The organism is Pseudomonas veronii (assembly GCF_001439695.1).
GTDB classification, from domain to species: domain Bacteria; phylum Pseudomonadota; class Gammaproteobacteria; order Pseudomonadales; family Pseudomonadaceae; genus Aquipseudomonas; species Aquipseudomonas veronii.
On record NZ_JYLL01000036.1, the window covers coordinates 40,221 to 65,657 of the forward strand.

Genomic DNA, 25,437 nt, shown 5'->3' on the forward strand with positions numbered 1-25,437 from the left:
TGACACCCAGCGGCACCCTCAGGTTTTTCGCGAGCAAGCTCGCTCCTACAGACAACCAGAGGAATGACATGCCCGCCTTAAACGACGAACGCCCCGACCCCGACGCCCTGCTGGCGCGGGTACAACAAGAAGAACAGGCCGCCTTACGCGGCAAATTGCGTATCTACTTCGGCTCCAACGCAGGGGTGGGCAAGACCTGCGCCATGCTCGCCGCGGCGCAACGCGAAGTTGCCCTGGGCCGCGACGTACTGGCCGGGGTGGTGGAAACCCATGGCCGCGCGGAAACCGCCGAGTGGCTCCATGGCCTGGAACAACTGCCCCGCGCCGCGCTGCAGCATGGCGAGTTCGCGCTCAGCGAATTCGACCTCGACGCCGCCCTGCGCCGCCATCCCGCCGTGGTGTTGGTGGATGAACTGGCCCATAGCAACGTGCCCGGCTCGCGCCACCCCAAACGCTGGCAAGACGTGGAAGAGCTGCTCAGCGCCGGCATCGATGTCTGGACCACCCTCAACGTGCAGCACCTGGAAAGCCTGAATGACCTGGTCAGCGGGATCATCGGCATCCGCGTGCGCGAAACCGTGCCCGACCATGTGTTCGATAACGCCCACGACGTGGTGGTGATCGACCTGCCGCCGGACGATCTGTTGCAACGCCTCAAGGACGGCAAAGTGTACCTGGGCCCGGCGGCGTCGCGTGCGTCGCAACATTTTTTCCGCAAGGGCAACCTGCTGGCGCTGCGCGAACTGGCACTGCGGCGTACAGCCGACCGGGTCGACACGCAAATGCGCGTGTACCGCCGCGAACAGTCGATCAAGGCCCTGTGGCCGGCCCGCGAACGGCTGCTGGTCGGCGTGGCCGGTGACGCTGGCGATGAACGCCTGGTGCGTGAAGCGGCGCGCCTGGCGCAGAAGCTGGAAGCGGACTGGATTGTGGTCCACGTCGCGTCGGCCCAGGGACGCGGCGCCCAGCGCTACCTGAGCGCGATGAAGACCCTGGCCCTGGCCGGCGAATTCGGCGCCGACACGGCCACACTGCCGGGCATGGACGTCGCCGAAGCCCTGGTCGCCTGCGCCCGCGAGCACAATGCCAATCGCCTGGTGCTCGGCCATCATCCGCGCCGCCGGTGGCGGTTCTGGCATCAGTCGGTCAGCGACCGGATCAGCCGCCATCACCCGCAAATCGATCAGATCGTGATTGCCCACGGCCTGCTGCCGGGCAAGCCCGTCGTGCACGAAAAACCCGCGGCGCTGCCCGGCACTCGACTGGCCTACCTCTGGGCCAGCCTCGCCTGTTTCGCCGCCAGCGCCGGCGCCGCCCTGCTCTTGCAGGTGTTCGACCTGGCCAACGTGGTCATGCTGTTTTTGCTCACCGTCGTGTTGGTGGCGCTGCGCTATGGACGCGGCCCCGGCGTGTGGGCCGCGATGCTCGCGGTGCTGTGTTTCGACTTCTTTTTCGTACAGCCGCGCTATTCATTCACCGTCAACGACACCCAATATTTCTTCACCTTTGCGTTGATGCTCGGCATCGCCCTGATCACCGGCCAACTCACCGCGCGCCTGCGCCACGAAGCGCGCACCGCTGCCGCGCGCGAACGCCGCGCAACCTCCCTGGCGCGCCTGGCCCGCGACCTGTCGGCCGCGCTGACCGTGGAGCACATCAGCGAAGTCGCGCTGCGCACCTTCAGCGGCGTCTTCGAAGCCCGGGTCGGCCTGGCCCTGCCGGATGCCGCCGATGGCGTACACAGCGTCAGCGCGGGCGGGCTACCGATCGACGACAGCATCGCCCAATGGGCTTACGACCACGGCCACCCCGCTGGCCACGGCACCGACACCCTGTCGGCGGCCAAGGGCTGCTACTTGCCGCTCAAAGCGCCGATGCGCGTGCGCGGCGTGCTGGTGCTGGAACTGGCGCAGAGCGAGCGCCTGAACGACCCACAGGAACGCCGCCTGCTCGAAGCCTGCATGAGCCAGCTGGCGATTGCCCTGGAGCGCGTGCATTTCGTCGAGGTGGCGCAAAGCACCCTGGTGCAGATGGAAGGCGAGAAAATGCGCAACACCCTGCTCGCGGCGATTTCCCACGACCTGCGCACGCCCTTGACCACGCTGATCGGCGCCGCCGACACCGCCCTGCCCCACGCCCCGCCGGGGCCGCTGACCGATCTGCTGCACGGCATCCACGAACAAGCCACGTCCATGCAGCGCCTGATCGAAAACCTGCTGGACATGGCACGCATGCAAGAACGCGGCGTGCGCCTGAACCGCCAATGGCACTCGCTGGAAGAAATCGTCGGCAGCGCCCTGCGCCAATTGCGCGAACCGTTGGCGCGGCACCCTGTCCACACCACGCTCGACGCGCACTTGCCGCTGGTTGAAGTCGACGCGCTGCTGATCGAGCGGGTGCTGGTCAACCTGCTGGACAACGCCGCCAAGTACACCCCGCCGGGCACCGCTATCCGCGTGGCCGCGAGCCAGGTCGGCGAGGGCATTGTGCTGGAGGTCAGCGACACCGGCCCCGGCCATGCGCCGGCGAATCTGTTCGAACCCTTCACCCGCGGCCAGCAGGAATCGTCCGTCGCCGGCATCGGCCTGGGCCTGGCGCTGGCCAAACGCATCGTCGAGGCCCACGGCGGGCGCATCGACGCCAACCCCGGCCGCGCGTGCGGCATGCATTTCATCATCACGCTACCGGCGGGCACCCCGCCCGTCATGGACCCCTTATGAGCACTGCACGCATTCTGATTGTTGAAGACGAGGCCAACATCCGCCGCTTTGTCGGCATTGCCCTGCAAGATGAAGGTTTTCAGGTGTTCGAGGCCGACAGCGTCAAACGCGCGCTGATCCATGCCGCCAGCCGTCAGCCGGACCTGGTGATCGTCGACCTCGGCCTGCCGGACGGCGATGGCAAACAACTGATCAGCGAACTGCGCGGTTGGCTGGCGGTGCCGATCCTGGTGTTGTCGGCGCGTGACCGCGAAGAAGAAAAAGTCGCCGCCCTGGACGCCGGCGCCGATGACTACCTGACCAAGCCGTTCGGCGTGCCCGAACTGCTCGCACGCATCCGCGCCCAACTGCGCCGGCACGGGCAGACCGGCAGCGTGGTGGCGACCAGCAAGGTGGCGTTCGGCGAGATCGAGGTCGACCTGGCCACCCATGAAGTGTCGCGCTCGGGCCAGCCGGTCCACCTGACGCCCATCGAGTACCGCTTGCTCTGTGCGATGATTCGCGGCCAGAGCCGGGTGCTGACTCACCGGCAACTGCTGCTGGACGTGTGGGGCCTGGACTACGTCGACCGCGCCCACTACCTACGTGTACACATGGCGCATTTGCGGCAAAAACTCGAGGCCGACCCGGCGCAGCCGCAGTACTTCATTACCGAGTTGCAGGTGGGCTACCGGTTGGTCGGGTTGTGAACAGGCGCGCGGCGGCGAAGTCCACGAACACGCGGATTTTCGGCGAGAGATGGCGACTGGACGGCCACAACGCCCAGAACTGGCCCTCGTCCTCGCAGTGGCCCTCCAACACGGTGTCCAACTGCCCTTGGGCGAGCGCTTCGCGGGCGAGAAAGTCCGGCACGTAGGCAATGCCGTGGCCGTCGACGGCGGCGCTGAGCATGGCTTCCATATTGTTCAACGTCAGCGCCGTGGGCAGGCGCAACGCCGTGATCGCGGGGTTGGCGGACAACGTCCAGTCCATGATCTTGCCGGTGGTGGCAAACCGATAACGCAGGCATGGGTGGCGCTCAAGATCGGCGAGGGTTGCCGGCCGCCCGTGCTCGCGCAGATACGCGGGCGATGCACACAGCACAAACCTGAACGGCCCCAGCTTGCGGGCCATCAAGCTCGAATCGGCCAGGCCGCCGCTGCGGATCACCACGTCGAAGCCCTCCTCGATCACATCCACCAGGTGGTCGTTGAAATCCAGTTCCAGCTCGATCTCCGGGTAGGTCTGCCTGAACGCGAGCATATGCGGAAAGAGAAAGCGGTAGCCGATGGTCGGCAGGCTGACGCGCAATTTGCCACGGGGCGCTTGTATGGCATGGGAAAGCATGGCGCGGGCGTCGTGCAGGTCGTCGAGAATTTTCCGACAGCGCTCGTAGAACAATTGACCTTCGGCGGTCAGGCCGACTTTGCGCGTGCTGCGGTGCAGCAGGCGCACATTCAGCGAGGCTTCGAGTTTGGCGACATTCTTGCCCACCGCCGAGGCGGAAACCCCCAGTGCCCGCGCTGCCCCCACGAAGCTGAGGGCTTCTGCCGTTTTGACGAAGGCGATCACGCCGCTGAGATTATCCGTCACGCCATTACATCCATTCAGTCCGTTATGAGTGGAATGTAAGGCTGTTTATCGATGATTGCATCCTGTCTAGAGTCTTTGTCTTCATAAAACAGCCGGAATGCCCCCCATGCACACCACCACCGAGACCCTGCCCGCCCCGGGCCGCCATGCCATCCTGGCCGCGATTTGCCTGGCGGCGTTGGTGTTGCCCATGAGCTTTACCGGCGGCGCTGTCGCCACGCCATTTATCGGCCAGACATTCGCCGCCCACCCCACGCAACTGGCGTGGATCACCAACGCGTTCATGCTCAGCTTCGGCAGCTTGTTGATGGCCGCCGGCACCCTCGCCGACCGCTATGGGCGCAAGCGCCTGTTTTTATGGGGCATGGCACTGTTTACTGGCGCCTCCCTGTGGCTGACGGTGGCACCGGGCATGCTCTGGCTGGATGCCTTGCGCGCACTGCAGGGCGTCGCGGCGGCCATCGCGCTGGCCAGCGGTTGTGCGGCGCTGGCCCAGGAATTTGACGGGCATGCGCGCACGCGCGCCTTCAGCCTGCTGGGCACCACCTTCGGCGCGGGGCTGGCGTTTGGCCCGCTGTTGTCGGGGCTGCTGATCGAACAGTGGGGCTGGCGCGCGATTTTCCTCGGCACGGCCGTGCTGGCAGGCCTCTCGCTCATGCTCGCCGCGCCGACCCTGCGGGAAAGCCGCGATCCCCGGGCACTGCGCCTGGACACGGCCGGCGTGCTGACGTTTTCGGCCATGCTGGTGAGCTTGACCACAGCGGTCATCCTCGCGCCGGAACAGGGTTGGGGCGCGGCGAGCACGCGGTACCTGCTGGCGATGGCCGCCGTGTTGCTGCTGGTGTTTATCCTCGTTGAACATCGCGTCCGCCACCCGATGCTCGACCTGCAGCTGTTTCGCTTTGCGCGCTTCCTTGGCGTGCAACTGCTGCCGATCGGCACCTGTTACTGCTACATCGTCCTGATCGTGTTGCTGCCGCTGCGCTTTATCGGCGTCGAAGGCCACGGCGCGTCCGAGGCAGGCTTGATGATGCTCGCACTGTCGGCGCCCATGCTGGGGGTGCCGATGCTCGCGGCGACGCTCACGCGCTGGCTGTCGGCGGGCGTGCTGTGCGCCATTGGCCTGCTGATCGCGGCGGCGGGCTTGTATGCGCTGAGCCTGGTTCAGGTCGGCCAGCCGTGGCAGACAGTGGTCGCGATGCTGATCATCGGCATCGGCACCGGGTTGCCATGGGGCTTGATGGACGGGCTGGCGATCAGCGTGGTTCCCAAAGAACGTGCGGGCATGGCGGCGGGGATTTTCAATACCACACGCGTGGCCAGTGAGGGCGTGGCGCTGGCGGTTACCCTGGCGGTGTTGAGCGCCCTGGTTGCGCGTCATCTGCCGCAGCACACGGCGCTGGACGTTTCCGTCATTGCGCAGAGCCTGGTCATGGGCAATGTGCAGCACGCCAGTGCGAGCCTGCCCGTGGCGGTGTTGCGCACGGCCTATATCGCCGGCTTCAACAACTTGTTGCAACTGCTGGCGGGCTTCACCCTGCTGACGGCGGCGGCGGTGTTGATTTTCCTCGGTCGACGCCCCATCGCGCCCCTCCACGCCGAGGCCGCACAGGGAGCGCCGAGCTGAATGGCAGGCACAAAAAAAGCCCGCTCGATGAGCGGGCTTTCTGTGGTGACCTGGCGTTCAGCGTTCCAGGTTACCGAATATGGCGCAGCGGACGGGACTCGAACCCGCGACCCCCGGCGTGACAGGCCGGTATTCTAACCGACTGAACTACCGCTGCGCGTAACACTTGAAGCGAATGGTGGGTGATGACGGGATCGAACCGCCGACCCTCTGCTTGTAAGGCAGATGCTCTCCCAGCTGAGCTAATCACCCTTCACTTTCGGTGTGGGCCGCATCATATACGAAAAATCCGCAATGTGTTGATTTAAATGCAATTTATTTTAAATATTTTTCAATGAGCGGCGCGCCCCGGTAAAAACGGGCCTCTTCTGGGCCAAACGCGGCGCTATAGCGTTTAACCGATGGCCCGTTAAGAGGTCACCCCGCACCGGGTTTTCCAAAGCCCAGACCGCAAAAAGCCCGCTCAATGAGCGGGCTTGCCGTGCCCCACCTCCGTCAGAAGTCGAAGAACACTGTTTCTTCTTCGCCCTGTATGCGGATATCGAAACGATAAGCCAACTTGCCATCAACCGTGCAACGCTTGGCGACCAGCGTCTCCCGACGTTGAGGCTGCTCGATCAGATTCAACACCGGATCGACCGCATTGGCCTGGGCTTCGTCGTCGAAGTACACCCGGGTCTGCAAGTGAATATTGATGCCCCGCGCGAACAGCGAAACATTGACGTGCGGCGCCATCGGCACACCTGCAGCGTTCTTCACGGTGCCCGGCTTGACGGTATGGATCTGCCACTCGCCAGTATCCGTGGTCGCCGTGCGGCCAAAACCGTTGAAGGGCTTTTCCAGGTTGTAGTCGCTGTCGTAAACGCCTTCGTGGTCAGCCTGCCAACATTCCAGGAACGCATCGCGGATCAGGTGACCGTTGCCGTCATAGACATGGCCCAGTAACAGGATGTGCTCCCCCGGCGCACCAGGCTTGGCCATTTCGTTCCAGATTTCCTGCTCGCGGGGCGGGTTGCCTGCCGCCTCCAGCGCCAGGCCGATATGCACGTAAGGACCGGCGGTTTGCGACGGGGTTTCAGGCAGAAGTTCAACGGGCATGGACGTGCCTCCTCAACGGTTTTCGAAGTGGGTCTTGCGCTGACCGCGCAGAACGATATCAAAGCGATAAGCCAGGCAATCCATGGGATTGGCCATGCTCATATCAAGCCTTGCGATCAGGCTCTGCACCGCATCCGGATTGGCGATCGACTTGACGATCGGGCACATCGGGATGAGCGGGTCACCTTCGAAATACAGCTGGGTGATCAATCGCGTGGCAATCGACGGGCCACTGATGGAGAAGTGAATATGCGCCGGACGCCAGTCATTGGGACCATTGCGCCACGGATACGGGCCGGGCTTGACCGTGCGGAAACTGTAGTTGCCGTCGCGGTCGGTCAAGGCACGGCCGACGCCGCCGAAGTTAGGGTCGATGGGGGCCAGATAGCTGTCTTTCTTGTGTCGATAGCGACCACCGGCATTGGCTTGCCACATCTCCACCAGGGTATGGGGAATCGGCTTGCCATACTGGTCACAGACCCGACCGGCGACGATGATGCGCTCACCGATGGGCAAGCCCCCGTGGTTGAAGTTCAGCAGCAGATCGTTATCGTGCTGCCCCATCTTCAGGTGGGAAAAGTCCGGGCCGCTGGTTTCCGAGCGGGATAGGGGGATGCTCACCAAGGCTTGACGCGGGGAACGCAGGATCGAGGTTTTGTAGTCAGGCGTCAGGGCTTTGGGGTGCCAATTACGATCACGAATGACGAAACGGCTATTGTCCGCATCAGACATGTCGGTTTCCTTTTTGTTATGGATGAAAATCAGGGGTGAACGCTGGGTAACCGGCAATCACCGCCCCAGTCTCGCCTGATCAGGCGCCCTCCAACACTGAAAAAACCGACCCTATCCATATCCAGATGGTTATGGATAGCAGCCTTCGCGATATTCCTCGCCCACCTCGCGCAACACCTCCACGCACCATTGAGCCGCCATGGACATCGTCAGCGCGGGATTGCTGCACAGCCCCACAGAACCACCGGGTTCACGAATACCCAGTTCCAACTCAAACAGATCACCTCGATTCAGGTCCTGCCTGACCGCATCAAAAGGCGCGACCCAGATCGCCTGACTGCCCTGCACATAACGCCGACTCAAGATCAACGACAGGGTTTCCAGACGCTGGCGCGGCGGGCTGATGCCGTGCTGCACAAACAGGCTGTCGGCGTATTTGCGGATCGTCGTCCCCGCCAGCGGCAACACCAGCGGATAATTTTCGATATGTTCATGCGCCTGCGGGTCAGCCAATAGCGGATGGCCGTTACGCACCACCAGGGTCATGGATTCGCTGTACAGATGCTCGAACATCAGCCCCAGGATCTGCGGACTATCGGTCATGCGTCCGACCACCAGGTCCAACTCCCCTACACGCAATTGCGACAACAGGTACGCGCTCGGCCCGGTCACCACGCTCACGACCAACGCGGGATGTCGGGCATGCAAACGACAGACGACCTCGGGCACCAGCAAACTTTCCACGGTGGACAGCACGCCGAGCCTGGCGGTGAAGGGTTCGTGCTCGCCGGCACGCAGGCTATTCACCCCTTCTCGCAGCGCTTGTACGCTCGGCCCGGCATAACGCAAAAAAGCCACTCCGGCTTCAGTCAACGCCGCGCCACTTTTGCTGCGCACGAATAAAGTGGCGGTCAGCAGGGTTTCGAGTTCTTTGAGGGTCTTGGACAGCGCCGGCTGGCTGATCGCCAATTTTTCCGAGGCGCGCGCCAGACTGCCCTGGCGCGCCACTTCGAGAAAGCACACCAGATGGCGGAATTTGATGCGGGTATCGATATTCACCGTATGTTGCCGCCTTCGAGGTGTCCCCTGCCGCGCGTGAAAAAGCGCGAGAAGTAAGCTGGTTCGGAAGATTACCCGCGAAAGTGTACCGCCGATCGATCTCACCACACAGCGAACGCAGGTTGGGCGGCGTCGCCAGGGCGCCGAATCCCGGGCACAAAAAAGCCCGCTCGATGAGCGGGCTTTCTGTGGTGACCTGGCGTTCAGCGTTCCAGGTTACCGAATATGGCGCAGCGGACGGGACTCGAACCCGCGACCCCCGGCGTGACAGGCCGGTATTCTAACCGACTGAACTACCGCTGCGCGTAACACTTGAAGCGAATGGTGGGTGATGACGGGATCGAACCGCCGACCCTCTGCTTGTAAGGCAGATGCTCTCCCAGCTGAGCTAATCACCCTTCGTTTCGGTGTGGCGCGCATTCTACGGAGCGACCCAAGGTCTGGCAAGCACTTTCTTAAATCTTTTTTTTCAGCCCTTCCAATGGCTTAGGCAGGGTTGGCCTCAGCCGCTATCAAGACAATAATGCCCCCCTTTGTATAAAGGAGAGACTCACCCCATGTGGTTCAAGAACCTGCTTATCTATCGCCTGACCCAAGATCTGCCTGTTGATGCCGAGGCGTTGGAAACTGCAATGGCCACCAAACTGGCGCGCCCTTGTGCAAGCCAGGAGTTGACCACTTACGGTTTCGTCGCGCCTTTCGGTAAAGGTGAAGACGCTCCCCTGGTTCACGTCAGCGGTGATTTCCTGCTGATCGCTGCGCGCAAGGAAGAACGCATCCTGCCGGGTAGCGTGGTGCGTGACGCCGTGAAAGAGAAGGTCGAAGAGATCGAAGCCGAGCAAATGCGCAAGGTCTATAAAAAGGAACGGGACCAGATCAAGGATGAAATCATCCAGGCCTTCCTGCCGCGCGCGTTTATCCGTCGCTCGTCGACCTTCGCCGCGATAGCGCCGAAACAGGGTCTGATCCTGGTCAACTCGGCCAGCCCGAAACGCGCCGAAGACCTGCTGTCGACCCTGCGTGAAGTGATCGGCACCCTGCCGGTGCGCCCACTCACCGTGAAAACCGCGCCAACCGCGGTCATGACCGACTGGGTCACCACCCAGAAACCGGCCGATGACTTCTTCGTCCTCGACGAATGCGAACTGCGCGACACCCACGAAGACGGCGGCATCGTGCGCTGCAAGCGCCAGGACCTGACCAGCGAAGAAATCCAGCTGCACCTGAGCACCGGCAAAGTGGTGACCCAACTGTCGCTGGCCTGGCAGGACAAGCTGTCCTTCATGCTCGACGACAAGATGACCGTCAAGCGCCTGAAGTTCGAAGACCTGCTGCAGGACCAGGCCGAACAGGACGGTGGCGACGAAGCCCTGGGCCAACTGGATGCCAGCTTTACCCTGATGATGCTGACCTTCGGCGAATTCCTGCCGGCGCTGATCGAAGCACTGGGCGGCGAAGAGACCCCACAGGGTATCTAAGCGCACTATCGCCTTACTGTAGGAGCGAGCTTGCTCGCGAAAAACCTGAGCGCGCCGCGTGCATTCAAAATGCCCGCGTCATCGTTGACGATTTTCGCGAGCAAGCTCGCTCCTACAATGGTTTTTCCGTACACCTAATAATAAGGACTTCCCCATGCGCGCACTCGCCGCCTTGAGTCGCTTCGTCGGCAATACCTTCGCCTACTGGGTGTTGATCTTTGCTGTGCTGGCCTTCGTCGAACCCGGCTGGTTCATCGGCTTGAAAAGCGCCATCGTCCCGCTGCTGGGCCTGGTGATGTTCGGCATGGGGCTGACCCTCAAACTCGAAGACTTCGCCGAAGTCGCCCGCCATCCGTGGCGCGTGGCCCTGGGCGTGGTCGCGCACTTTGTGATCATGCCGGGCGTGGCCTGGTTGCTGTGCCGGGCCTTCAACCTGCCGCCCGAAATCGCCGTCGGCGTGATCCTCGTCGGCTGCTGCCCAAGCGGCACCTCGTCCAACGTGATGACCTGGCTGGCCCGTGGCGACCTGGCGTTGTCGGTGGCGATCGCCGCCGTCACCACCCTCCTCGCGCCACTGCTGACCCCGGCGCTGATCTGGCTGCTGGCTTCGGCCTGGCTGCCGGTGTCGTTCATGGAATTATTCTGGTCGATCCTGCAAGTGGTGCTGTTGCCGATCGTGCTTGGCGTGGTGGCGCAACGTGTGCTCGGCGAGCGGGTCCGCCATGCGGTGGAGGTGCTGCCGCTGGTATCGGTGGTGAGCATCGTGATCATCGTCGCCGCCGTGGTGGCCGCCAGCCAGGCCAAGATCGCCGAGTCGGGCCTGCTGATCATGGCCGTGGTGATGCTGCACAACAGCTTCGGTTACGTGCTGGGCTATTTCACCGGCCGCCTGTTCAAGCTGCCGTTGGCGCAACGCAAGTCGCTGGCATTGGAAGTGGGCATGCAGAACTCCGGGCTGGGTGCCGCGCTGGCCAGCGCGCATTTTTCGCCGCTGGCCGCGGTGCCGAGTGCGCTGTTCAGTGTCTGGCACAATATTTCCGGGGCGCTGCTGTCGACGTACTTCCGCCGCATGAGCGAAAAGGAAGACCGCCGCACCCTGGAAGCCACTGCGAAAACTTGATCGTTTGATCAATCTTCGGCACTCTACCGAACGCCGCGGGGACGACCCCGCGACGCTATCGCGTACACATCAGGGGACGACCCCGCTTTTATAGAGGGAGGTCATCATGTCCTGGATCATTCTGGTTTTCGCCGGGCTGTTCGAAGTCGGCTGGGCCGTCGGCTTGAAATACACCGACGGCTTCAGCAAGCCGCTGCCCACCGCCCTGACGATTGCCGCCATGGCCATCAGCCTCGGCCTGCTGGGGCTGGCCATGAAGGAATTGCCGCTGGGCACCGCCTACGCCATCTGGACCGGTGTGGGTGCAGTGGGCACGGTGATCGCCGGGATTATCCTGTTCGGGGAATCCATGGCGCTGTTCCGACTGGCCAGTGTGGCGTTGATCATCGCCGGGTTGGTGGGGCTCAAGATCAGCGCGTAGCCTCTGCCGGCACGCAGTCTCGCCCCCCACCTACATAATTCCCCCCGCAGCAACGATCGACGCATGGTTACGTATAGCGTTGGCGTAATGGCAAACCAAGCTCGTAGAGCAGCGCGTTTTCGGTGAAGGGCCAGACGTTGTAGGTGGAGGCCGGCAGATTCGGGTCGAATTTATAGGGGGCGTGGCTGGTGAAGAGTCCGACCGCCTGGCGCTCAAAATTATCCTCGTACACCGGCATAAACCGGGGTCGGCCATTTGAGTCGTAGCCCACCATTTTGGTGCCTGAAAAAGTCGTACCTGTCAGCGCAGAGCCTTCACCAAAATTGATCGCATGGGCGAGCTCATGTTGCAGAACAACGATCGGAGGCCGTTGGTCCCCCGGCACAATGAAGTTAGGTTGATACGTCAGGACCGGATCTGTTGCAGGTATGCCCGCAACGCCGTCTTTGACAAAACCGTCGCCATAATCAGCACGGCGGCCTTCATCGCTGCGCGTAACTCCGAGACCTGGATCACTGTAGTCATAGAAACTACCATCGGCCCCTTGTCGGATCTTGACAGGCGCTTCAAGCGAATCGATTTTTGCAAGCACCCTCTGCCCCACCGGCGAACCTCTGAGAAACTCAAGGTCATCATTTACACGCTGGCGGAACTCCGGGCTTCCTTCGACTTTGATCCCTTGATGACCGACGTCAAGGGGGGCGACTTCCCGAAAGCCTGACTGGGAACGGAGCTGGCTCAGATCGTCGACCCCTCGCCGTCCGAAGACACGATCATTTTCATTGGTTGTCTGAACAGTATCCCGCCCCCTCCCGGTATAAATAGTATTGCTGTCTCCCCCGACGATATGGTCATCGCCCGGTCCGCCATGCAGAATGTTGTGCCCCCTTCCGCCATAAATCAGATCGTTATCCTCCCCGCCATCCACGTAGTTGGTTTTGGTATCTGGCCCTCCGCCTGCACGCAATTCATCGCTGCCTTTGCCACCGTAAATCACAGCATTGCCACTGCCCCCGGTGATAAAGTCATTTCCATCATTACCTTCGGCGTAGCTTTCACCGCTGCCCAGGTTAATCACGTCAGAACCCTCCCCGCCGAACACATTCGTCTTGCCCGACCCGGCGTAAACCGTATCGTTACCCGCGCCGGCATAGATAAACGTTTCCCGACTCCCCCCGTAACCGATGCTGACGCCATCATTCCCCCCGCCGGTTTCGACCACAACGCCCTGTTTGATTGCGGGATTTTCATGATGTTGAATGTCGTAGGATTTCCCATTGATCTGCGCGAGGAGCCCACCGTCCCGGCTTTCTTCGATATGGATAGAATCATCACCATTGCCGGTTTTGATGCGAAGGGTCTCATGGTTCCGTTGTGCACGAGACGAGGTGCCACGTTCGCGAGTAATGCTGACATTGCCATCATGGTATCCCCGACTCGGGTCGACCTTGGTCGGCGCAGACGGTGATGAAGGGCCGCCAAAATCAATACTGCCTTGCCGGCCCTCGGCTTTGGCGCGAACCTGTTCACGACTGGGCGCGCTCTGGAAGTATGAATCGGCCGGCGCAGCATCAGATTGCCTTGCACGCCGCTGGAGATCGGAGTCACTGCCATAAGTCACCGGGCCAGCCTCGACTGAACCAATCTCCACCCTGGATGGCCCATGAGTATTGTTGTACATAAACGGCACATTGGCAGTGATCGGAGCCGCATGGGCGGCCTGTCTGACGGGATCACTCGCCGCGCGATAGGCCGAGTTGGCTTTTTGATCTTCGCCGGAGTAAGCCAGCTGCGGCTGCGGTGAAGCAGCAGAAGCAGAAGTAGAAGTTGAGTCCATCGTTAGCTCCCGTCATACGCAGAGGAAGACGATAACTCTGTGGCGTGCTGACCGAAAACGTTCCTCCAATAGAGTGAAAAATTACCGGACTGGGCATGAAGGAGCCGCGTCACGCCGGAACATCCTGGCGCCACACCGCTCGCCAGCAGCACGCATGCCGAGTAAACCCGGCTCGCTACTTCACCGCCCCCCGCAGTTCCCCGACCAAACCCTGCAAGTGCGACGGTGTCGCTACCTGCGCCGTTACCGGCTGGCCGACCACCAGTGTCACGCGCGACCAAATGCGATGAAAGAAGCCCTTGTTAGGGTCGCGGCTGAAAAAACTCCCCCACAAGCCCTGCAACGCCAATGGAATCACCGGCACCGGCGTCTCTTCCAGAATGCGCGTCACACCACCGCGGAACTCGTTCATCTCGCCATCACTGGTCAACTTGCCTTCCGGGAAGATGCACACCAACTCGCCGTCCTTCAGGTACTGCGCAATTCGTGTGAAGGCTTTTTCGTAGATCTGGATGTCTTCATTACGCCCGGCAATCGGAATCGTCCCGGCGGTGCGAAAGATGAAGTTGAGCACCGGCAAACGGTAGATCTTGTAGTACATGACAAAGCGAATCGGCCGACGCACCGCGCCACCAATCAACAGCGCATCGACGAACGAGACGTGGTTGCACACCAGCAAGGCCGCGCCTTCGTCCGGGATCAGTTCCAGGTTGCGATGCTCGACGCGGTACATGGAATGGCTGAGCAGCCAGATCATGAAACGCATGGTGAACTCGGGGACGATCTTGAAGATGTAGGCGTTGACCGCCACGTTGAGCAGCGACACCACCAGGAACAGCTCGGGGATCGACAGCTTGGCCACGCTCAGCAGCAGGATCGACACAATCGCCGAGACCACCATGAACAGCGCGTTGAGGATGTTGTTGGCGGCGATCACCCGCGCCCGTTCGTTCTCGGCGGTGCGCGACTGGATCAGTGCGTACAACGGCACGATATAGAAGCCGCCGAACACACCCAGGCCGAGGATATCGAACAACACCCACCAGGCCTGGCCGTACCCGAGCACCGCCAGCCAGTCGTTAGCCTGCACGTTCTGCGGCATGCCGCCGGAATGCCACCACAGCAGCAGGCCGAACACCGTCAGGCCGAAGGAGCCAAACGGCACCAGGCCGATTTCCACTTTACGCCCGGAGAGTTTTTCGCAGAGCATCGAGCCCAGCGCGATGCCCACCGAGAACACCGTGAGGATCAGGGTCACCACGGTTTCGTCGCCGTACAACCATTCCTTGGCGTAGGCCGGGATCTGCGTCAGGTAGATCGCGCCGACAAACCAGAACCACGAGTTGCCGACGATCGAGCGCGACACCGCCGGGGTCTGCCCCAGGCCCAGGCGCAAGGTGGCCCAGGACTGGCTGAAGATGTTCCAGTCCAGCCGCAGTTGCGGCGAAGACGCCGCCGCCCGCGGAATGCCGCGGCTGGCCAGGTAACCCAGCAGCGCCACGCCGACAATCGCCACCGCCACCACCGGCGCGTAATGGGCGGACGACATCATGATCCCGGCGCCGATGGTGCCGGCCAGGATCGCCAGGAACGTGCCCATTTCCACCAGGCCGTTGCCACCCACCAGCTCATCCTCGCGCAGGGCCTGAGGCATGATCGAGTACTTCACCGGGCCGAACAGCGCGGAATGGGTACCCATGGCAAACAACGCCAGCAGCATCAATTCCAGATGATTGAACAAAAAGCCGGTGGCGCCGACGGCCATGATCACGATCTCGCCGACCTTGATCGCGCGGATCAACGCGTCCTTGTTGAATTTCTCGCCAAACTGCCCGGCCAGCGCCGAGAACAGGAAGAACGGCAGGATAAACAACAAAGCGCACAGGTTGACCCAGATGGCGCGGTCACCGTCGATGCTCAACTTGTAGAGAATCGCCAGGATCAGCGATTGCTTGAAGATGTTGTCGTTGAAGGCACCCAGTAATTGGGTAATGAAGAACGGCAGAAAGCGCCGTGTGCGCAGCAAGGTGAATTGTGAGGGGTGGCTCATCGTCCGTGTTCCTGCGTGGCCTGGTTTTTTTTCAGGCCACGACTTTACCTAATCCCGCTTACTTATTCCCTAATCCTGCAATACACGGCGAAACAAAAAGCTCACCTTTATAGGCCCCCTGCACGGTGCGCTTGGCGACGACCAGCCACATCAGCGCCAACGCCAGCACCAGCATGCCGCCCACTACGCTGAAGAACCCCAGGTGCAACACATTCGCCAGCTTCAACGTGGCCAGGGCGTAGACCCCCAACGGAAAGGTGAAGCCCCACCAGCCCAGGTTGAACGGGATACCGGCGCGCAGGTAACGCAGGGTGATCAGCACTGCGATCAGCATCCACCACAAACCGAAGCCCCACAGGGTAATCCCGGCGATCAGGCCCAGGCCGTAGGCGATTTCACCGACAGTGGGCAAGCCATTGGCGGCGAAGATCGCCGGTGCATCGCCGCCCAGCAGCAGCATACCGAGGGCGCCGGTGCCGATCGGGCCAAGTGCCAGCCAGCTCGACGCGGCCATGTTGGCGTGGGGCAGCTTATGCAGGGCCATGCGCAGCATCAGGATGGTCAGAATGCTGAACGCCACCGGCAGGGAAAATGCCCACAGCACGTAGCTGGTCACCAGCATCACCAGTTGCCCGTGGGCATCCGCCAGGTGCGTCGCCAACAAGCCACCGCTGGCAGCGGCGACTTCAGCGGCGACCACCGGCAACAGCCAGACGGCGGTCATCTGGTCGATGCTGTGTTCCTGGCGCGTGAACATCATGAACGGAATCAGCACACCGCAGGCCACTGCCATCGCCACGTCCAGCCACCACAGCGCTTCGGCCAGCGGCACCACGCCAGCACCCCAGCGCGGCAGGCCGAACAGCAGCAAACCGTTGAGCAGCGTAGCCAGGCCCATGGGAATGGTGCCGAAGAACATCGATACCGTGGAGTGCCCGAAGATCCGTCGCGCTTCGTCGAAAAACATCACCCAGCGCGCCGCATACAAGGCGCTGAACAGGATGAACAGGCCGATGGTGAACAGCCACAACCCTTCGGCGATGGCGTACATGCCGGGCAGATTGACCGGCAGTTGCGCCAGCGCCAGCGCCAACACCCCGGTGCCCATGGTGGCGGCGAACCAGTTCGGGGTGAACTGGCGGATCACTTCCCGAGGACGGGCCAGGTGGCTGAAGGGTTTGTAGTTCAGGGTGGTCGAGCAGGTCATGATGGCAATCCTCTTCCTCGTAGGAGGTTGGGGCCATGGTAGAACCTGAGCGCATATCTATATAACGGGTAATATCTCTAACTGTTATCTATTTTACCAATATAGCGTCAGGCGCTGCCCTTGCACCCGACCCGCAATGCATCCTGGCGCAGCAACCCGGCCAGGGCGCCGAGGGTCAGCATGATCAGCACGACACCATAGCCGTCCGTGGTGGCGATGAGGCCAAAACTGCGGATCAGATTGCCCGCCAGCAAAGACGGCAGGCAGAACGCCAGGTAGCTCAGCACGTAAAACGCCGACATCAACCCCGCCCGCTCATGGGGCAAGGCCAGCGGCACCACACTGCGCAAGGCCCCGAGAAAGCCCGCGCCAAAACCACTGCCGGCGATCAACGTGGCGATGAAAAACAGCGGCAGGCTGGCGCTGTGGACCGCCGCGAGGATCAGTGCCACGCCAACGGCCAGCAGGCTGGCGCCCAACCGCAGGACCTTGTGGGCCGGGCGATTGCGCAGGCTGAAAATCATCAGCGCGCCGCTCAAGGTCAACACCGCGACCAGGCCGCCACCGATCAGGTTGGAGGTCGAGCCGGTCGCCGCCCGTACCAGCGACGGCGCCAGGGACAAATAGAAGCCGCCCATGGCCCACACCGCCACGTCCACCGGCAACGACAGCCACAACGCCCGGCGCGCTTGCGGCGGCACGTGCAAAGTCGGGCGCAATGACGCCAGCGCGCCGGGGATGCGACTGACGGTTTCCGGCAAACGCCACACATACATGGCCTGCCCGAGCATCAACGCGAGCAGTGTCCAGTAGATCAACTGGGTGGGCAGCGGCGCGAATTCCACCAGCAGGCTGCTGCCCATCGCGCCACAAGCCATGCCCAGCAAGGGCGCGACGCTATTGACCAGCGGCCCCTGTTGGCGGTCGGTGTCGAGCAGGGCCGCGCCCAATACCGCGGTGGCCATGCCGGTGGCGAAACCCTGCAGCGTCCGTGCGGCGATCAGCCAGGCCACGCTGCTCTCATTGATAAACAGCAGCATCGCCAGCATATTCAGGGCCAGTGCGGCAAAAATCACCGGCTTGCGCCCCAGGTGATCCGACAGCGAGCCCACGGTCAACAGCGCCGCCAGCAGGCTCAAGGCGTAGACCCCGAAGATCAGTGTGAGCATGCCCGAGGAAAAATGCAGGCCCTCCTGGTACAGGTGATACAACGGCGTCGGCGCGCTGGAGGCCGCCAGGAACGTCAGCAAGGTGATCGCCAGGAACACCAGGCTGGAACGATGAGAAGTGAGGCTGGACATGGGCACGCTCCGTTAAAGCTAATATTTTGCTTTTGTCGAGTGTGCTACTGCTCGCCGCTTAAAGCAAATTCTTTGTGTTAAGGTCACAGGCATGGCGATAAAAGAAGGCCTCCGCCCGGGGGGCCGTAGTGCCCGGGTACAAGAATCCGTCCATTCGGCGGTGCGCGAACTGCTGGAAACCCATGAGCGGTCCAGCGTCACCGTACCGATGATCGCGGCGCGCGCGGGCGTCACGCCGTCGACCATCTACCGCCGCTGGGGCGACCTCTCGGTGTTGCTCGCCGATGTGGCCCTGGCGCGCATGCGCCCGGACAGCGCGCCGGCCAACACCGGCAGCCTGCGCGGCGACCTGCGGGCGTGGGCCGAGCAATACCTGGATGAGATGAGTTCGGAGCCGGGGCGCAACATGATGCGCGATGTGCAATCCAGCCAGACGCCGGGGTATTGCGTGAGCATCCTGAGCGGGCAGCTTCAAACGATCGTCGAGCGCTACCCGAACGCCACGCCGCCACCGCCGAGCGCGGACCGCCTGATCAACCTGCTCGCGGCGCCGACGGTGTTTCGCATTCTGTTCTCCCCCGCGCCACTGGCGGTGGATGAGCTGCACGCGCTGATCGAGTTGGCGCTGCAAGGGTAAAGACGTTATTCAGAAACCAATGTGGGAACGGGGCCCGCTCCCACATTTTTTACGGCGTGTAATCCGGCGTTACGTCCGCATCCCGCGCCCGCTCACCAGCAACCGCGCGCAACCGATGTACAACACCGCCGTGGCCACGACCATGAAGGTGATCGCCACGCTGATCCGGATATCCGACACGCCCAGGATGCCGTAGCGGAAGGCGTTGACCATGTGCAGCACCGGGTTGGCCAGCGACACGGTCTGCCAGAACGGCGGCAGCAAGGTAATGGAGTAGAACACCCCGCCCAGGTAGGTCAGCGGCGTCAGCACGAAGGTCGGGATGATCGAAATGTCATCGAAGTTGCGGGCAAACACCGCGTTGATGAAGCCCAGCAGCGAGAAGATCGTCGCCGTCAGCACCACCACCACCAGGGTGATGCCGAGGTGATGCACTTGCAGTTGGGTGAAGAACAACGACAACAAGGTCACGATCACGCCGACCATCAAGCCACGCAGCACGCCGCCCAAGGTGTAGCCGATCAGAATGGTGTGCGGCGACACCGGCGAAACCATCAGTTCTTCGATGGAGCGCTGGAACTTGCTGCCGAAGAAACTCGACACCACGTTGCCGTAGGAGTTGGTGATCACCGACATCATGATCAGGCCCGGCACGATGTACTCCATGTAGGTGAAACCGCCCATGCCGCCGATCTGCCGGCCGATCAGGTTACCGAAGATCACGAAGTACAGGACCATGGTGATCGCCGGCGGCAGCAGGGTCTGCGGCCAGATCCGGGTAAAGCGTTTCACTTCGCGGTAGACGATGGTTTGCAGGGCGATGAGGTTGGGTTGCAGTTCAGAATTCATACCGCCACCTTCGCCAGGTTTTTTTCCACCAGGGACACGAACAACTCCTCAAGGCGATTGGTTTTGTTACGCAGGCTCAGCACTTCGATGTGCTGGGTCGCCAATTGGCCGAACAGCGCGGTGATGCCCATGGCTTTATCCACCTGGACTTCCAGGGTGCGGCTGTCCACTAGGCGGCATGGGTAGCCGAGCAATTGCGGCGGCGCCGACCGTTCGGTCTTCAGGTCGAGCAGGAAGGTTTCCACATGCAACTGGCCCAGCAGGTTGCGCATGCTGGTGTTCTCGACAATGGTGCCGTGGTCGATGATGCCGATGTTGCGGCACAGTTGCTCAGCCTCTTCCAGGTAATGGGTGGTGAGGATGATGGTGATGCCTTTCTGGTTCAGCTCGGTGAGGAAGGTCCACATCGAGCGACGCAGTTCAATGTCCACCCCCGCGGTGGGCTCATCGAGGATCAGCAGGCGCGGTTCGTGGACCAGCGCGCGGGCGATCATCAAGCGTCGCTTCATGCCGCCGGAGAGCGAACGCGAAGGCACGTCGCGCTTGTCCCACAGGCCCAGTTGGGTCAGGTACTGCTCGGCGCGTTCCTTGGCGATTTTCGACGGGATGCCGTAGTAGCCGGCCTGGGTCACGACGATGTCGAAGGTCTTTTCGAACTGGTTGAAGTTGAATTCCTGGGGCACCACGCCGATGCAACGCTTGAGCGCCGCCGGGGATTTGTCCAGGTCATGGCCGAAGATATTCACCGTGCCGCTGGTCTTGTTGACCAGGGTCGAGAGAATGCCAATGGTGGTGGATTTGCCGGCGCCATTGGGGCCGAGCAAGGCGAAGAAATCACCTTCGGCAACGTCCAGATCGATACCACTCAGGGCCTGGAAACCGTTGCCGTAGGTTTTGGTTAGCTGCCGGATGGACAGAGCGGAACTCATAGCGGAATACGCACCAAAGAAGGGAATAGGGACAATAGATGAGGGCACACCGTGCATCGTTCAACGGCGGCGCATGACAAACATGGTGCTTGCCCGCGCCGCACAAGTACAGTCACCTGTATTAATAGTCAGTATCAGGTCAACGCGGTCATCACCGCTTTGCGGTACGCCGGGCGCTGTTGCAGGCGTTGGTACCAAGCCTCCAGGTGGGGCATGGCCGGGCGTTCGATGGGCATTTCAAACCAGGCGTAAACAAAGCAGCCCAAGGGGATATCGCCCATGCCGATGGCGTCGCCCGACAGGTAGGGCTGTTCGGCGAGCGCCTTCTCCACGGTGCCGAGTGCATCGATGCAGGCCTGGCGCCCGGCGTTGATGCTGTCCCAGTTCTGTTTTTCCGCCGGGGTGCGTACCACGCCCCAGAACACCGCCTTGAACGGCTCGGCGAGGGTCGAGGTGGTCCAGTCCATCCATTTTTCGGCACTGGCCCGCGCCTTCACGTCGCTCGGGTACCAGTTCGACGCCTGCTTGGCGCAGAGGTAACGCACGATGGTGTTGGATTCCCACAGCACGAAGTCGCCGTCTTCGATCATCGGCACCCGGCCGTTCGGGTTCAATGCGCGGTATTGCGGCGTGTCCACCACGCCAAACGCCCCGCCCGCATCGATGGCCTCATAGTCCAGGCCGAGCTCCTCGGCGCACCACAGGACTTTCCTGACGTTCGATGAATTTTTACGCCCCCAGATCTTCAGCATGACCGCGCCTTATTGTTGATGAACATGGCTTGATGAACGCAGCAGCATACGCCGGTTCACGGGCGGCTTAAATCGCCCTGCATGTCACCCAGCACGCTCGGCATCTGCTCGCCAAACAGGTGCGGGTAACATTTCTCCAGGTGGGCAAAGAAGAAATCTTCGGGCACATCCGCAAATTGCCCATGGTCCACCAGGTACTCCATCGAGCGCTTGCCCTGGCGATTGAAGGCGTGGAACACACTGTCGTTGATCCCATCGAACGCCAGCGGCGGCACATCGAACAGCTCGCACAATTGCTGGTTGAACGCCGGCGTGGCTTTGACCCAGCGCCCGTTCAGGTACAGCTCGGTATAACCGTGCATGGCGAACACATCGCTTTTGAGCAGCGCGATCAGGCGTGGCGTCGACAGGTGATTGCGCACATCCGCCAGGCCGATGCGCGCCGCAATCCCGCAGTGCCGTGCGCAGGCGGCGAGCAAGGTGGCCTTGGGCACGCAGTAGCTCTGGCCGGCAGCCAGGGCGAAGCTGGCGTTCAGGGTGTTGGGGTCGCGGCTGAAGGTATAGGGGTTGTAGCGCACCGCCTCACGCACGGCGTAATAAAGACTGACTGCCTGGTCACCTGAATCCGCGCTGGAACCGCGATGTTTTTCGGCGAACTCCACCACCGCAGGGTGGTCACTATCGATGAAGCGGCTGGGATTCAGGTACGTTTCCATGGGTTTGATCTCCGGGGGAAGCCTGGAGTCTAACGACAGGTCCGCCACAGCGATAACGACGATTCGGCCAAATGTCGGCGCCTGGTGATCGGTGATCCCAAGGTGCTTCCAGTACAACTCGCCACACCCTGATCACCGCGCTTTCTCGGATGCCGACTAAGCTCAACGGTGGTTTCGCCCCTGGTTTCACGGAGGATTGAATATGTTGTTGTTGTGGATACTGGTTCTGGTGGTCGGCATTGCCTACCTGGCACACCGCCGCACCGCGCCCCTGCCCGCCCTCGGCGTGGTCGCCGTATACCTGCTGGCGATGGGCGCCTGGAGCCACGCACCGGGTTGGCTGCTGCTGATCTGCTGGGTGTTGATTGCCATCGTCGCCGCGCCGCTGCTGCTGCCCGACCTGCGCCGCGAATACTTCACCAAGCCGCTGTTCAGTTGGTTTCAGAAGGTCTTGCCGCCAATGTCCGAGACCGAGCGCGATGCCATCGACGCCGGCACCGTCTGGTGGGACGGCGAGCTGTTCAGCGGCCGCCCCGACTGGAACACGTTGCTCGCCTACCCCAAGGCACGCCTGACCGAAGAAGAGCAGGCGTTCATCGATGGGCCGACCGAAGAACTGTGCGCGATGGTCAGCGACTGGCAAATCGGCCAGGCCATGGACCTGCCGCCCGCCGCCTGGGAACACATCAAGACCCATGGTTTCTTCGCCCTGATCATTCCCAAGGAGTACGGCGGCAAAGGCTTCTCCGCCTATGCCCACTCCCAGGTGGCGATGAAACTCGCGACCCGCAGCGGCGACCTGGCGTCCACCGTGATGGTCCCCAACTCCCTCGGCCCGGCCGAGCTGCTGCTGCATTACGGCACCGATGAACAGCGCAACCACTACCTGCCGCGCCTGGCCCGTGGCGACGATATTCCCTGCTTCGCCCTGACCGGCCCGCTGGCCGGCTCCGACGCCGGCGCCATGCCCGACACCGGGGTGATCTGCAAAGGTCAATGGCAAGGCGAGGAAACCCTCGGCCTGCGCCTGAACTGGGAAAAACGCTACATCACCCTGGGCCCGGTCGCGACCCTGCTCGGCCTGGCGTTCAAGGCACATGACCCGGACCACTTGCTGGGCGAAGAAGAAGACCTGGGCATCAGCCTCGCGTTGATTCCCACCGATACGCCGGGCGTTGACATCGGCCGTCGTCACCTGCCGCTGGGCGCCGCGTTCATGAACGGGCCCAACTCCGGCAAGGACGTGTTCATCCCCCTGGACTACCTGATCGGTGGCCAGGACATGCTCGGCAAGGGCTGGATGATGCTGATGAACTGCCTGTCGGTGGGCCGCTCGATTTCCCTGCCGGCGGTCGGCACCGGCGCAGCCAAGTTCACCAGCCTGGTGACCGGCCAATACGCCCAGGTACGCGAGCAGTTCAACGTGCCGCTGGCGGCCTTCGAAGGTATCCAGGAAGCCCTCGCCCGCATCGGCGGCAACGCCTGGCTGATGGACAGCGCACGCATACTCACCGCCAACGCGGTGGACCTCGGTGAAAAACCCTCGGTGCTGTCGGCGATCCTCAAGTACCACCTGACCGAGCGCGGCCGCAAATGCATCAGCCACGCCATGGATGTCCACGGCGGCAAGGGCATCATCATGGGCCCGAACAACTACCTGGGCCGCAGTTGGCAAGGCGCGCCGATCTTCATCACGGTGGAAGGCGCAAATATCCTGTCGCGCAACCTGATGATCTTTGGCCAGGGCGCGATCCGTTGCCACCCCTTCGTACTCAAGGAAATGGCCCTGGCCGGCCGCGAAGACCACGACCAGGCGCTCAAGGAATTCGATGGCCTGCTGATGCAGCACATCGGCTTTGCCGTGAGCAACGCCGCCAGCACCCTGGTGCTCAACCTGGGTCTCGGCCACTTCGAAAAAGCCCCCGGCAACCGCTTGAGCCAGGCTTACTTCCGCGCGCTGAACCGTCAGGCTGCGGCGTTCGCCCTGCTCGCCGACCTGAGCATGATGCTGCTGGGCGGCGAGTTGAAACGCCGCGAACGCCTGTCGGCACGCCTGGGCGATGTGCTGAGCCATATGTACCTGGCTTCGGCGGCGCTCAAGCGTTATCACGACCTGGATTCGCCGGACCACCTGGAACCGCTGTTCACCTGGGCCATGGAAGAAAGCCTGGGCGAAGCCGAACGCGCGCTGGATGAACTGCTGAGCAACTTCCCGAACAAGCTGCTCGGTTGCCTGCTGCGGGTCATCGTGTTCCCGTTCGGCCGTCGCCATACCGGCCCGTCCGATGCGCTGGATGCCGAAGTGGCCGCGGTGATCGGTCGCGCCAAGGGCGATCCGACCCTCGAAGAACTGCTGGCTGGCTGCTACCGCCCGCAATCGGCGCAAGACCCGGTGGGCGCCCTGCAACATGCCTGCGACCTGCTCGCCGCCAGCCATCCGCTGCAGAAAAAACTGCATGCGGCCCTCAAAAGCGGCCAGGTCAAACCGGCTGCCGGCGAACCGGCCATCGACGCCGCACTGCACGCCGGGGTGCTGCAACCGGCCGAGGCGCAAACCCTGCGTGAAGCCGAAGCGGCACGGCGCAAGGTGATCGACGTGGATGATTTCAGCAAGGAAGAACTGGCCCAGGCCGCGGGTAAAGTCCGCTGATCCCCCAGGCCATATAATTACGGGCGCTTGAGCTATATACTCTCGCGCCCGTTTTTGCTTTGAGGACTTATCTCGTGTCCAACGTCGTTGCCGATCATCTCGTCTTGCTCGACCACCTGCGCAGCATCCTGGTTGCCGTCGGCGAAGCCGAACAGGTGCCCGAGGAAAGCCACCTGCTGTTCCTGGAGCGTTTCGATGAACTGCGCGCCCTGCTGCCGATCGATCCGATCGAGAGCCAGTACCTGGGCCAGGACATGATGAGCCAGGTCATCCTGCGTTACCCGCAAATCGCCCATCTGGTGCCACGCGACCTGCTGTGGTTCTTCGGCGGTGATTGCCTGCACTTCATGCCCGACGAAGAACTGGACCTGTACCAGGCCCTGGAAGAGCGTCGCTTTGAAGCCGAACAGAACGACGAACCGTTCGACTGGAACCAGGAAAAACAGCTGCTGGCGATGCCGCAGGACCAGAGCAAGCACTGATCATTCAATGTGGGAGGGGGCTAGCCCCCGATGGCGGTGTGTCAGCCAATACGTGCATGACTGATCCACCGCCATCGGGGTGTACAGACGGAGACATCCTTTACAAACGAGACCGGGGACATCCTTTACGTTTCTGGGTGCTGGACAGCCGGCTTGCACTGCTGTCTAGCCTACCCAGTGGATAGTTACATAGGTACATG

21 protein-coding genes and 4 tRNA genes are annotated in these 25,437 nt (G+C 62.1%); 9 read left to right on the plus strand and 16 right to left on the minus strand.

Annotated features, from left to right (window positions below):
- The first annotated feature begins 68 nt into the window (after positions 1–68).
- Complete coding sequence (locus TU80_RS27535) at positions 69–2,720, plus strand: sensor histidine kinase (RefSeq protein ID WP_057005842.1); 2,652 nt, start codon at positions 69–71, stop codon at positions 2,718–2,720.
- Positions 2,717–3,409 carry a response regulator gene (locus tag TU80_RS27540; RefSeq protein ID WP_046384152.1) on the plus strand — a complete coding sequence of 231 codons (693 nt, stop codon included), beginning with the start codon at positions 2,717–2,719 and terminating at the stop codon, positions 3,407–3,409. Before TU80_RS27535 ends, TU80_RS27540 begins: the two co-directional genes overlap by 4 nt.
- Here the strand turns inward: TU80_RS27540 and TU80_RS27545 are convergent.
- Positions 3,369–4,292 carry a LysR family transcriptional regulator gene (locus TU80_RS27545; protein ID WP_046384153.1) on the minus strand — a complete coding sequence of 308 codons (924 nt, stop codon included), beginning with the start codon at positions 4,290–4,292 and terminating at the stop codon, positions 3,369–3,371. The two genes, TU80_RS27540 and TU80_RS27545, sit on opposite strands and share 41 nt — an antisense overlap.
- 106 nt (positions 4,293–4,398) lie before the next feature.
- Between TU80_RS27545 and TU80_RS27550 the strand changes: the two genes are divergently transcribed.
- Positions 4,399–5,919 (plus strand): MFS transporter, encoded by a 1,521-nt coding sequence (locus tag TU80_RS27550; protein ID WP_057005843.1) that lies wholly within the window; start codon positions 4,399–4,401, stop codon positions 5,917–5,919.
- 80 nt (positions 5,920–5,999) lie between these two features.
- Here the strand turns inward: TU80_RS27550 and TU80_RS27555 are convergent.
- The 7 genes from TU80_RS27555 to TU80_RS27585 all read right to left on the minus strand — a co-directional run bounded on the left by TU80_RS27555 (position 6,000) and on the right by TU80_RS27585 (position 9,206).
- A tRNA-Asp gene (locus TU80_RS27555) sits at positions 6,000–6,076 on the minus strand.
- Between the two features lie 19 nt (positions 6,077–6,095).
- Positions 6,096–6,171: transfer RNA gene (locus tag TU80_RS27560), tRNA-Val, on the minus strand.
- Between the two features lie 243 nt (positions 6,172–6,414).
- Positions 6,415–7,017, minus strand: a complete 603-nt coding sequence (pcaG, locus tag TU80_RS27565; RefSeq protein WP_057005844.1) for a protocatechuate 3,4-dioxygenase subunit alpha — start codon at positions 7,015–7,017, stop codon at positions 6,415–6,417.
- 12 nt (positions 7,018–7,029) lie between these two features.
- The gene (pcaH, locus tag TU80_RS27570; protein ID WP_017846846.1) at positions 7,030–7,749 is read right to left on the minus strand and encodes a protocatechuate 3,4-dioxygenase subunit beta; all 720 of its coding nucleotides are present in this window, start codon (positions 7,747–7,749) and stop codon (positions 7,030–7,032) included.
- A gap of 129 nt (positions 7,750–7,878) precedes the next feature.
- A complete protein-coding gene (pcaQ, locus tag TU80_RS27575) occupies positions 7,879–8,808 on the minus strand; it encodes a pca operon transcription factor PcaQ (RefSeq protein ID WP_017846845.1) in 930 nt (309 codons plus the stop codon).
- Positions 8,809–9,034: 226 nt separating this feature from the next.
- Positions 9,035–9,111: transfer RNA gene (locus tag TU80_RS27580), tRNA-Asp, on the minus strand.
- 19 nt (positions 9,112–9,130) lie between these two features.
- Positions 9,131–9,206, minus strand: a tRNA-Val gene (locus TU80_RS27585).
- A 159-nt stretch (positions 9,207–9,365) separates the two neighbouring features.
- Here TU80_RS27585 and rdgC point away from each other — a divergent pair.
- The 3 genes from rdgC to sugE all read left to right on the plus strand — a co-directional run bounded on the left by rdgC (position 9,366) and on the right by sugE (position 11,827).
- Positions 9,366–10,286 (plus strand): recombination-associated protein RdgC, encoded by a 921-nt coding sequence (gene rdgC, locus TU80_RS27590; RefSeq protein WP_017846844.1) that lies wholly within the window; start codon positions 9,366–9,368, stop codon positions 10,284–10,286.
- A 154-nt stretch (positions 10,287–10,440) separates the two neighbouring features.
- Positions 10,441–11,406 carry a bile acid:sodium symporter family protein gene (locus TU80_RS27595; RefSeq protein WP_017846843.1) on the plus strand — a complete coding sequence of 322 codons (966 nt, stop codon included), beginning with the start codon at positions 10,441–10,443 and terminating at the stop codon, positions 11,404–11,406.
- A 106-nt stretch (positions 11,407–11,512) separates the two neighbouring features.
- Entirely contained in the window at positions 11,513–11,827 is a 315-nt protein-coding gene (gene sugE, locus TU80_RS27600) for a quaternary ammonium compound efflux SMR transporter SugE (protein WP_017846842.1), read from the plus strand.
- 67 nt (positions 11,828–11,894) lie between these two features.
- On the opposite strand, the gene TU80_RS27605 is transcribed toward sugE, so the two are convergent.
- The 4 genes from TU80_RS27605 to TU80_RS27620 all read right to left on the minus strand — a co-directional run bounded on the left by TU80_RS27605 (position 11,895) and on the right by TU80_RS27620 (position 18,222).
- On the minus strand, positions 11,895–13,664 hold the full coding sequence (locus tag TU80_RS27605) for a M91 family zinc metallopeptidase (protein WP_057005845.1): 1,770 nt from the start codon (positions 13,662–13,664) through the stop codon (positions 11,895–11,897).
- Between the two features lie 175 nt (positions 13,665–13,839).
- Positions 13,840–15,714, minus strand: coding sequence for an MFS transporter (locus TU80_RS27610; RefSeq protein WP_057005846.1), 1,875 nt, complete (start codon positions 15,712–15,714; stop codon positions 13,840–13,842).
- A gap of 58 nt (positions 15,715–15,772) precedes the next feature.
- Positions 15,773–16,921, minus strand: a complete 1,149-nt coding sequence (locus tag TU80_RS27615) for a TDT family transporter (RefSeq protein ID WP_057005847.1) — start codon at positions 16,919–16,921, stop codon at positions 15,773–15,775.
- 107 nt (positions 16,922–17,028) lie between these two features.
- Entirely contained in the window at positions 17,029–18,222 is a 1,194-nt protein-coding gene (locus TU80_RS27620) for an MFS transporter (protein ID WP_057005848.1), read from the minus strand.
- A gap of 91 nt (positions 18,223–18,313) precedes the next feature.
- On the opposite strand from TU80_RS27620, the gene TU80_RS27625 reads away from it, so the two are divergent.
- A complete protein-coding gene (locus tag TU80_RS27625; RefSeq protein WP_046384160.1) occupies positions 18,314–18,859 on the plus strand; it encodes a TetR/AcrR family transcriptional regulator in 546 nt (181 codons plus the stop codon).
- 69 nt (positions 18,860–18,928) lie between these two features.
- Here the strand turns inward: TU80_RS27625 and TU80_RS27630 are convergent, their stop codons facing one another.
- The 4 genes from TU80_RS27630 to TU80_RS27645 form a co-directional block, all read right to left on the minus strand.
- Positions 18,929–19,708 (minus strand): ABC transporter permease, encoded by a 780-nt coding sequence (locus tag TU80_RS27630; RefSeq protein ID WP_017846834.1) that lies wholly within the window; start codon positions 19,706–19,708, stop codon positions 18,929–18,931.
- Positions 19,705–20,637 (minus strand): ABC transporter ATP-binding protein, encoded by a 933-nt coding sequence (locus TU80_RS27635; protein WP_057005849.1) that lies wholly within the window; start codon positions 20,635–20,637, stop codon positions 19,705–19,707. The genes TU80_RS27630 and TU80_RS27635 overlap by 4 nt, the downstream gene beginning before the upstream one ends.
- 134 nt (positions 20,638–20,771) lie before the next feature.
- Complete coding sequence (locus TU80_RS27640; RefSeq protein ID WP_017846832.1) at positions 20,772–21,389, minus strand: glutathione S-transferase family protein; 618 nt, start codon at positions 21,387–21,389, stop codon at positions 20,772–20,774.
- Positions 21,390–21,445: 56 nt separating this feature from the next.
- On the minus strand, positions 21,446–22,105 hold the full coding sequence (locus tag TU80_RS27645) for a transglutaminase-like domain-containing protein (protein WP_017846831.1): 660 nt from the start codon (positions 22,103–22,105) through the stop codon (positions 21,446–21,448).
- Positions 22,106–22,307: 202 nt separating this feature from the next.
- Here TU80_RS27645 and TU80_RS27650 point away from each other — a divergent pair, with 202 nt between their 5' ends.
- Positions 22,308–24,755 (plus strand): acyl-CoA dehydrogenase, encoded by a 2,448-nt coding sequence (locus tag TU80_RS27650; RefSeq protein WP_057005850.1) that lies wholly within the window; start codon positions 22,308–22,310, stop codon positions 24,753–24,755.
- Between the two features lie 74 nt (positions 24,756–24,829).
- Positions 24,830–25,237: a PA2817 family protein gene (locus TU80_RS27655; protein WP_017846829.1), complete on the plus strand. Its 408-nt coding sequence runs from the start codon at positions 24,830–24,832 to the stop codon at positions 25,235–25,237.
- Positions 25,238–25,437: the final 200 nt, after the last annotated feature.

Bases quoted from the DNA above. Each gene is read 5' to 3' on its own strand.
- TU80_RS27535 (WP_057005842.1), top strand. From the start codon at position 69: ATGCCCGCCTTAAACGACGAACGCCCCGACCCCGACGCCCTGCTGGCG.
- TU80_RS27540 (WP_046384152.1), top strand. From the start codon at position 2,717: ATGAGCACTGCACGCATTCTGATTGTTGAAGACGAGGCCAACATCCGC.
- TU80_RS27550 (WP_057005843.1), top strand. From the start codon at position 4,399: ATGCACACCACCACCGAGACCCTGCCCGCCCCGGGCCGCCATGCCATC.
- pcaG (WP_057005844.1), bottom strand. From the start codon at position 7,017: ATGCCCGTTGAACTTCTGCCTGAAACCCCGTCGCAAACCGCCGGTCCT.
- pcaH (WP_017846846.1), bottom strand. From the start codon at position 7,749: ATGTCTGATGCGGACAATAGCCGTTTCGTCATTCGTGATCGTAATTGG.
- rdgC (WP_017846844.1), top strand. From the start codon at position 9,366: ATGTGGTTCAAGAACCTGCTTATCTATCGCCTGACCCAAGATCTGCCT.
- TU80_RS27595 (WP_017846843.1), top strand. From the start codon at position 10,441: ATGCGCGCACTCGCCGCCTTGAGTCGCTTCGTCGGCAATACCTTCGCC.
- sugE (WP_017846842.1), top strand. From the start codon at position 11,513: ATGTCCTGGATCATTCTGGTTTTCGCCGGGCTGTTCGAAGTCGGCTGG.
- TU80_RS27605 (WP_057005845.1), bottom strand. From the start codon at position 13,664: ATGGACTCAACTTCTACTTCTGCTTCTGCTGCTTCACCGCAGCCGCAG.
- TU80_RS27610 (WP_057005846.1), bottom strand. From the start codon at position 15,714: ATGAGCCACCCCTCACAATTCACCTTGCTGCGCACACGGCGCTTTCTG.
- TU80_RS27615 (WP_057005847.1), bottom strand. From the start codon at position 16,921: ATGACCTGCTCGACCACCCTGAACTACAAACCCTTCAGCCACCTGGCC.
- TU80_RS27620 (WP_057005848.1), bottom strand. From the start codon at position 18,222: ATGTCCAGCCTCACTTCTCATCGTTCCAGCCTGGTGTTCCTGGCGATC.
- TU80_RS27625 (WP_046384160.1), top strand. From the start codon at position 18,314: ATGGCGATAAAAGAAGGCCTCCGCCCGGGGGGCCGTAGTGCCCGGGTA.
- TU80_RS27630 (WP_017846834.1), bottom strand. From the start codon at position 19,708: ATGAATTCTGAACTGCAACCCAACCTCATCGCCCTGCAAACCATCGTC.
- TU80_RS27635 (WP_057005849.1), bottom strand. From the start codon at position 20,637: ATGAGTTCCGCTCTGTCCATCCGGCAGCTAACCAAAACCTACGGCAAC.
- TU80_RS27640 (WP_017846832.1), bottom strand. From the start codon at position 21,389: ATGCTGAAGATCTGGGGGCGTAAAAATTCATCGAACGTCAGGAAAGTC.
- TU80_RS27645 (WP_017846831.1), bottom strand. From the start codon at position 22,105: ATGGAAACGTACCTGAATCCCAGCCGCTTCATCGATAGTGACCACCCT.
- TU80_RS27650 (WP_057005850.1), top strand. From the start codon at position 22,308: ATGTTGTTGTTGTGGATACTGGTTCTGGTGGTCGGCATTGCCTACCTG.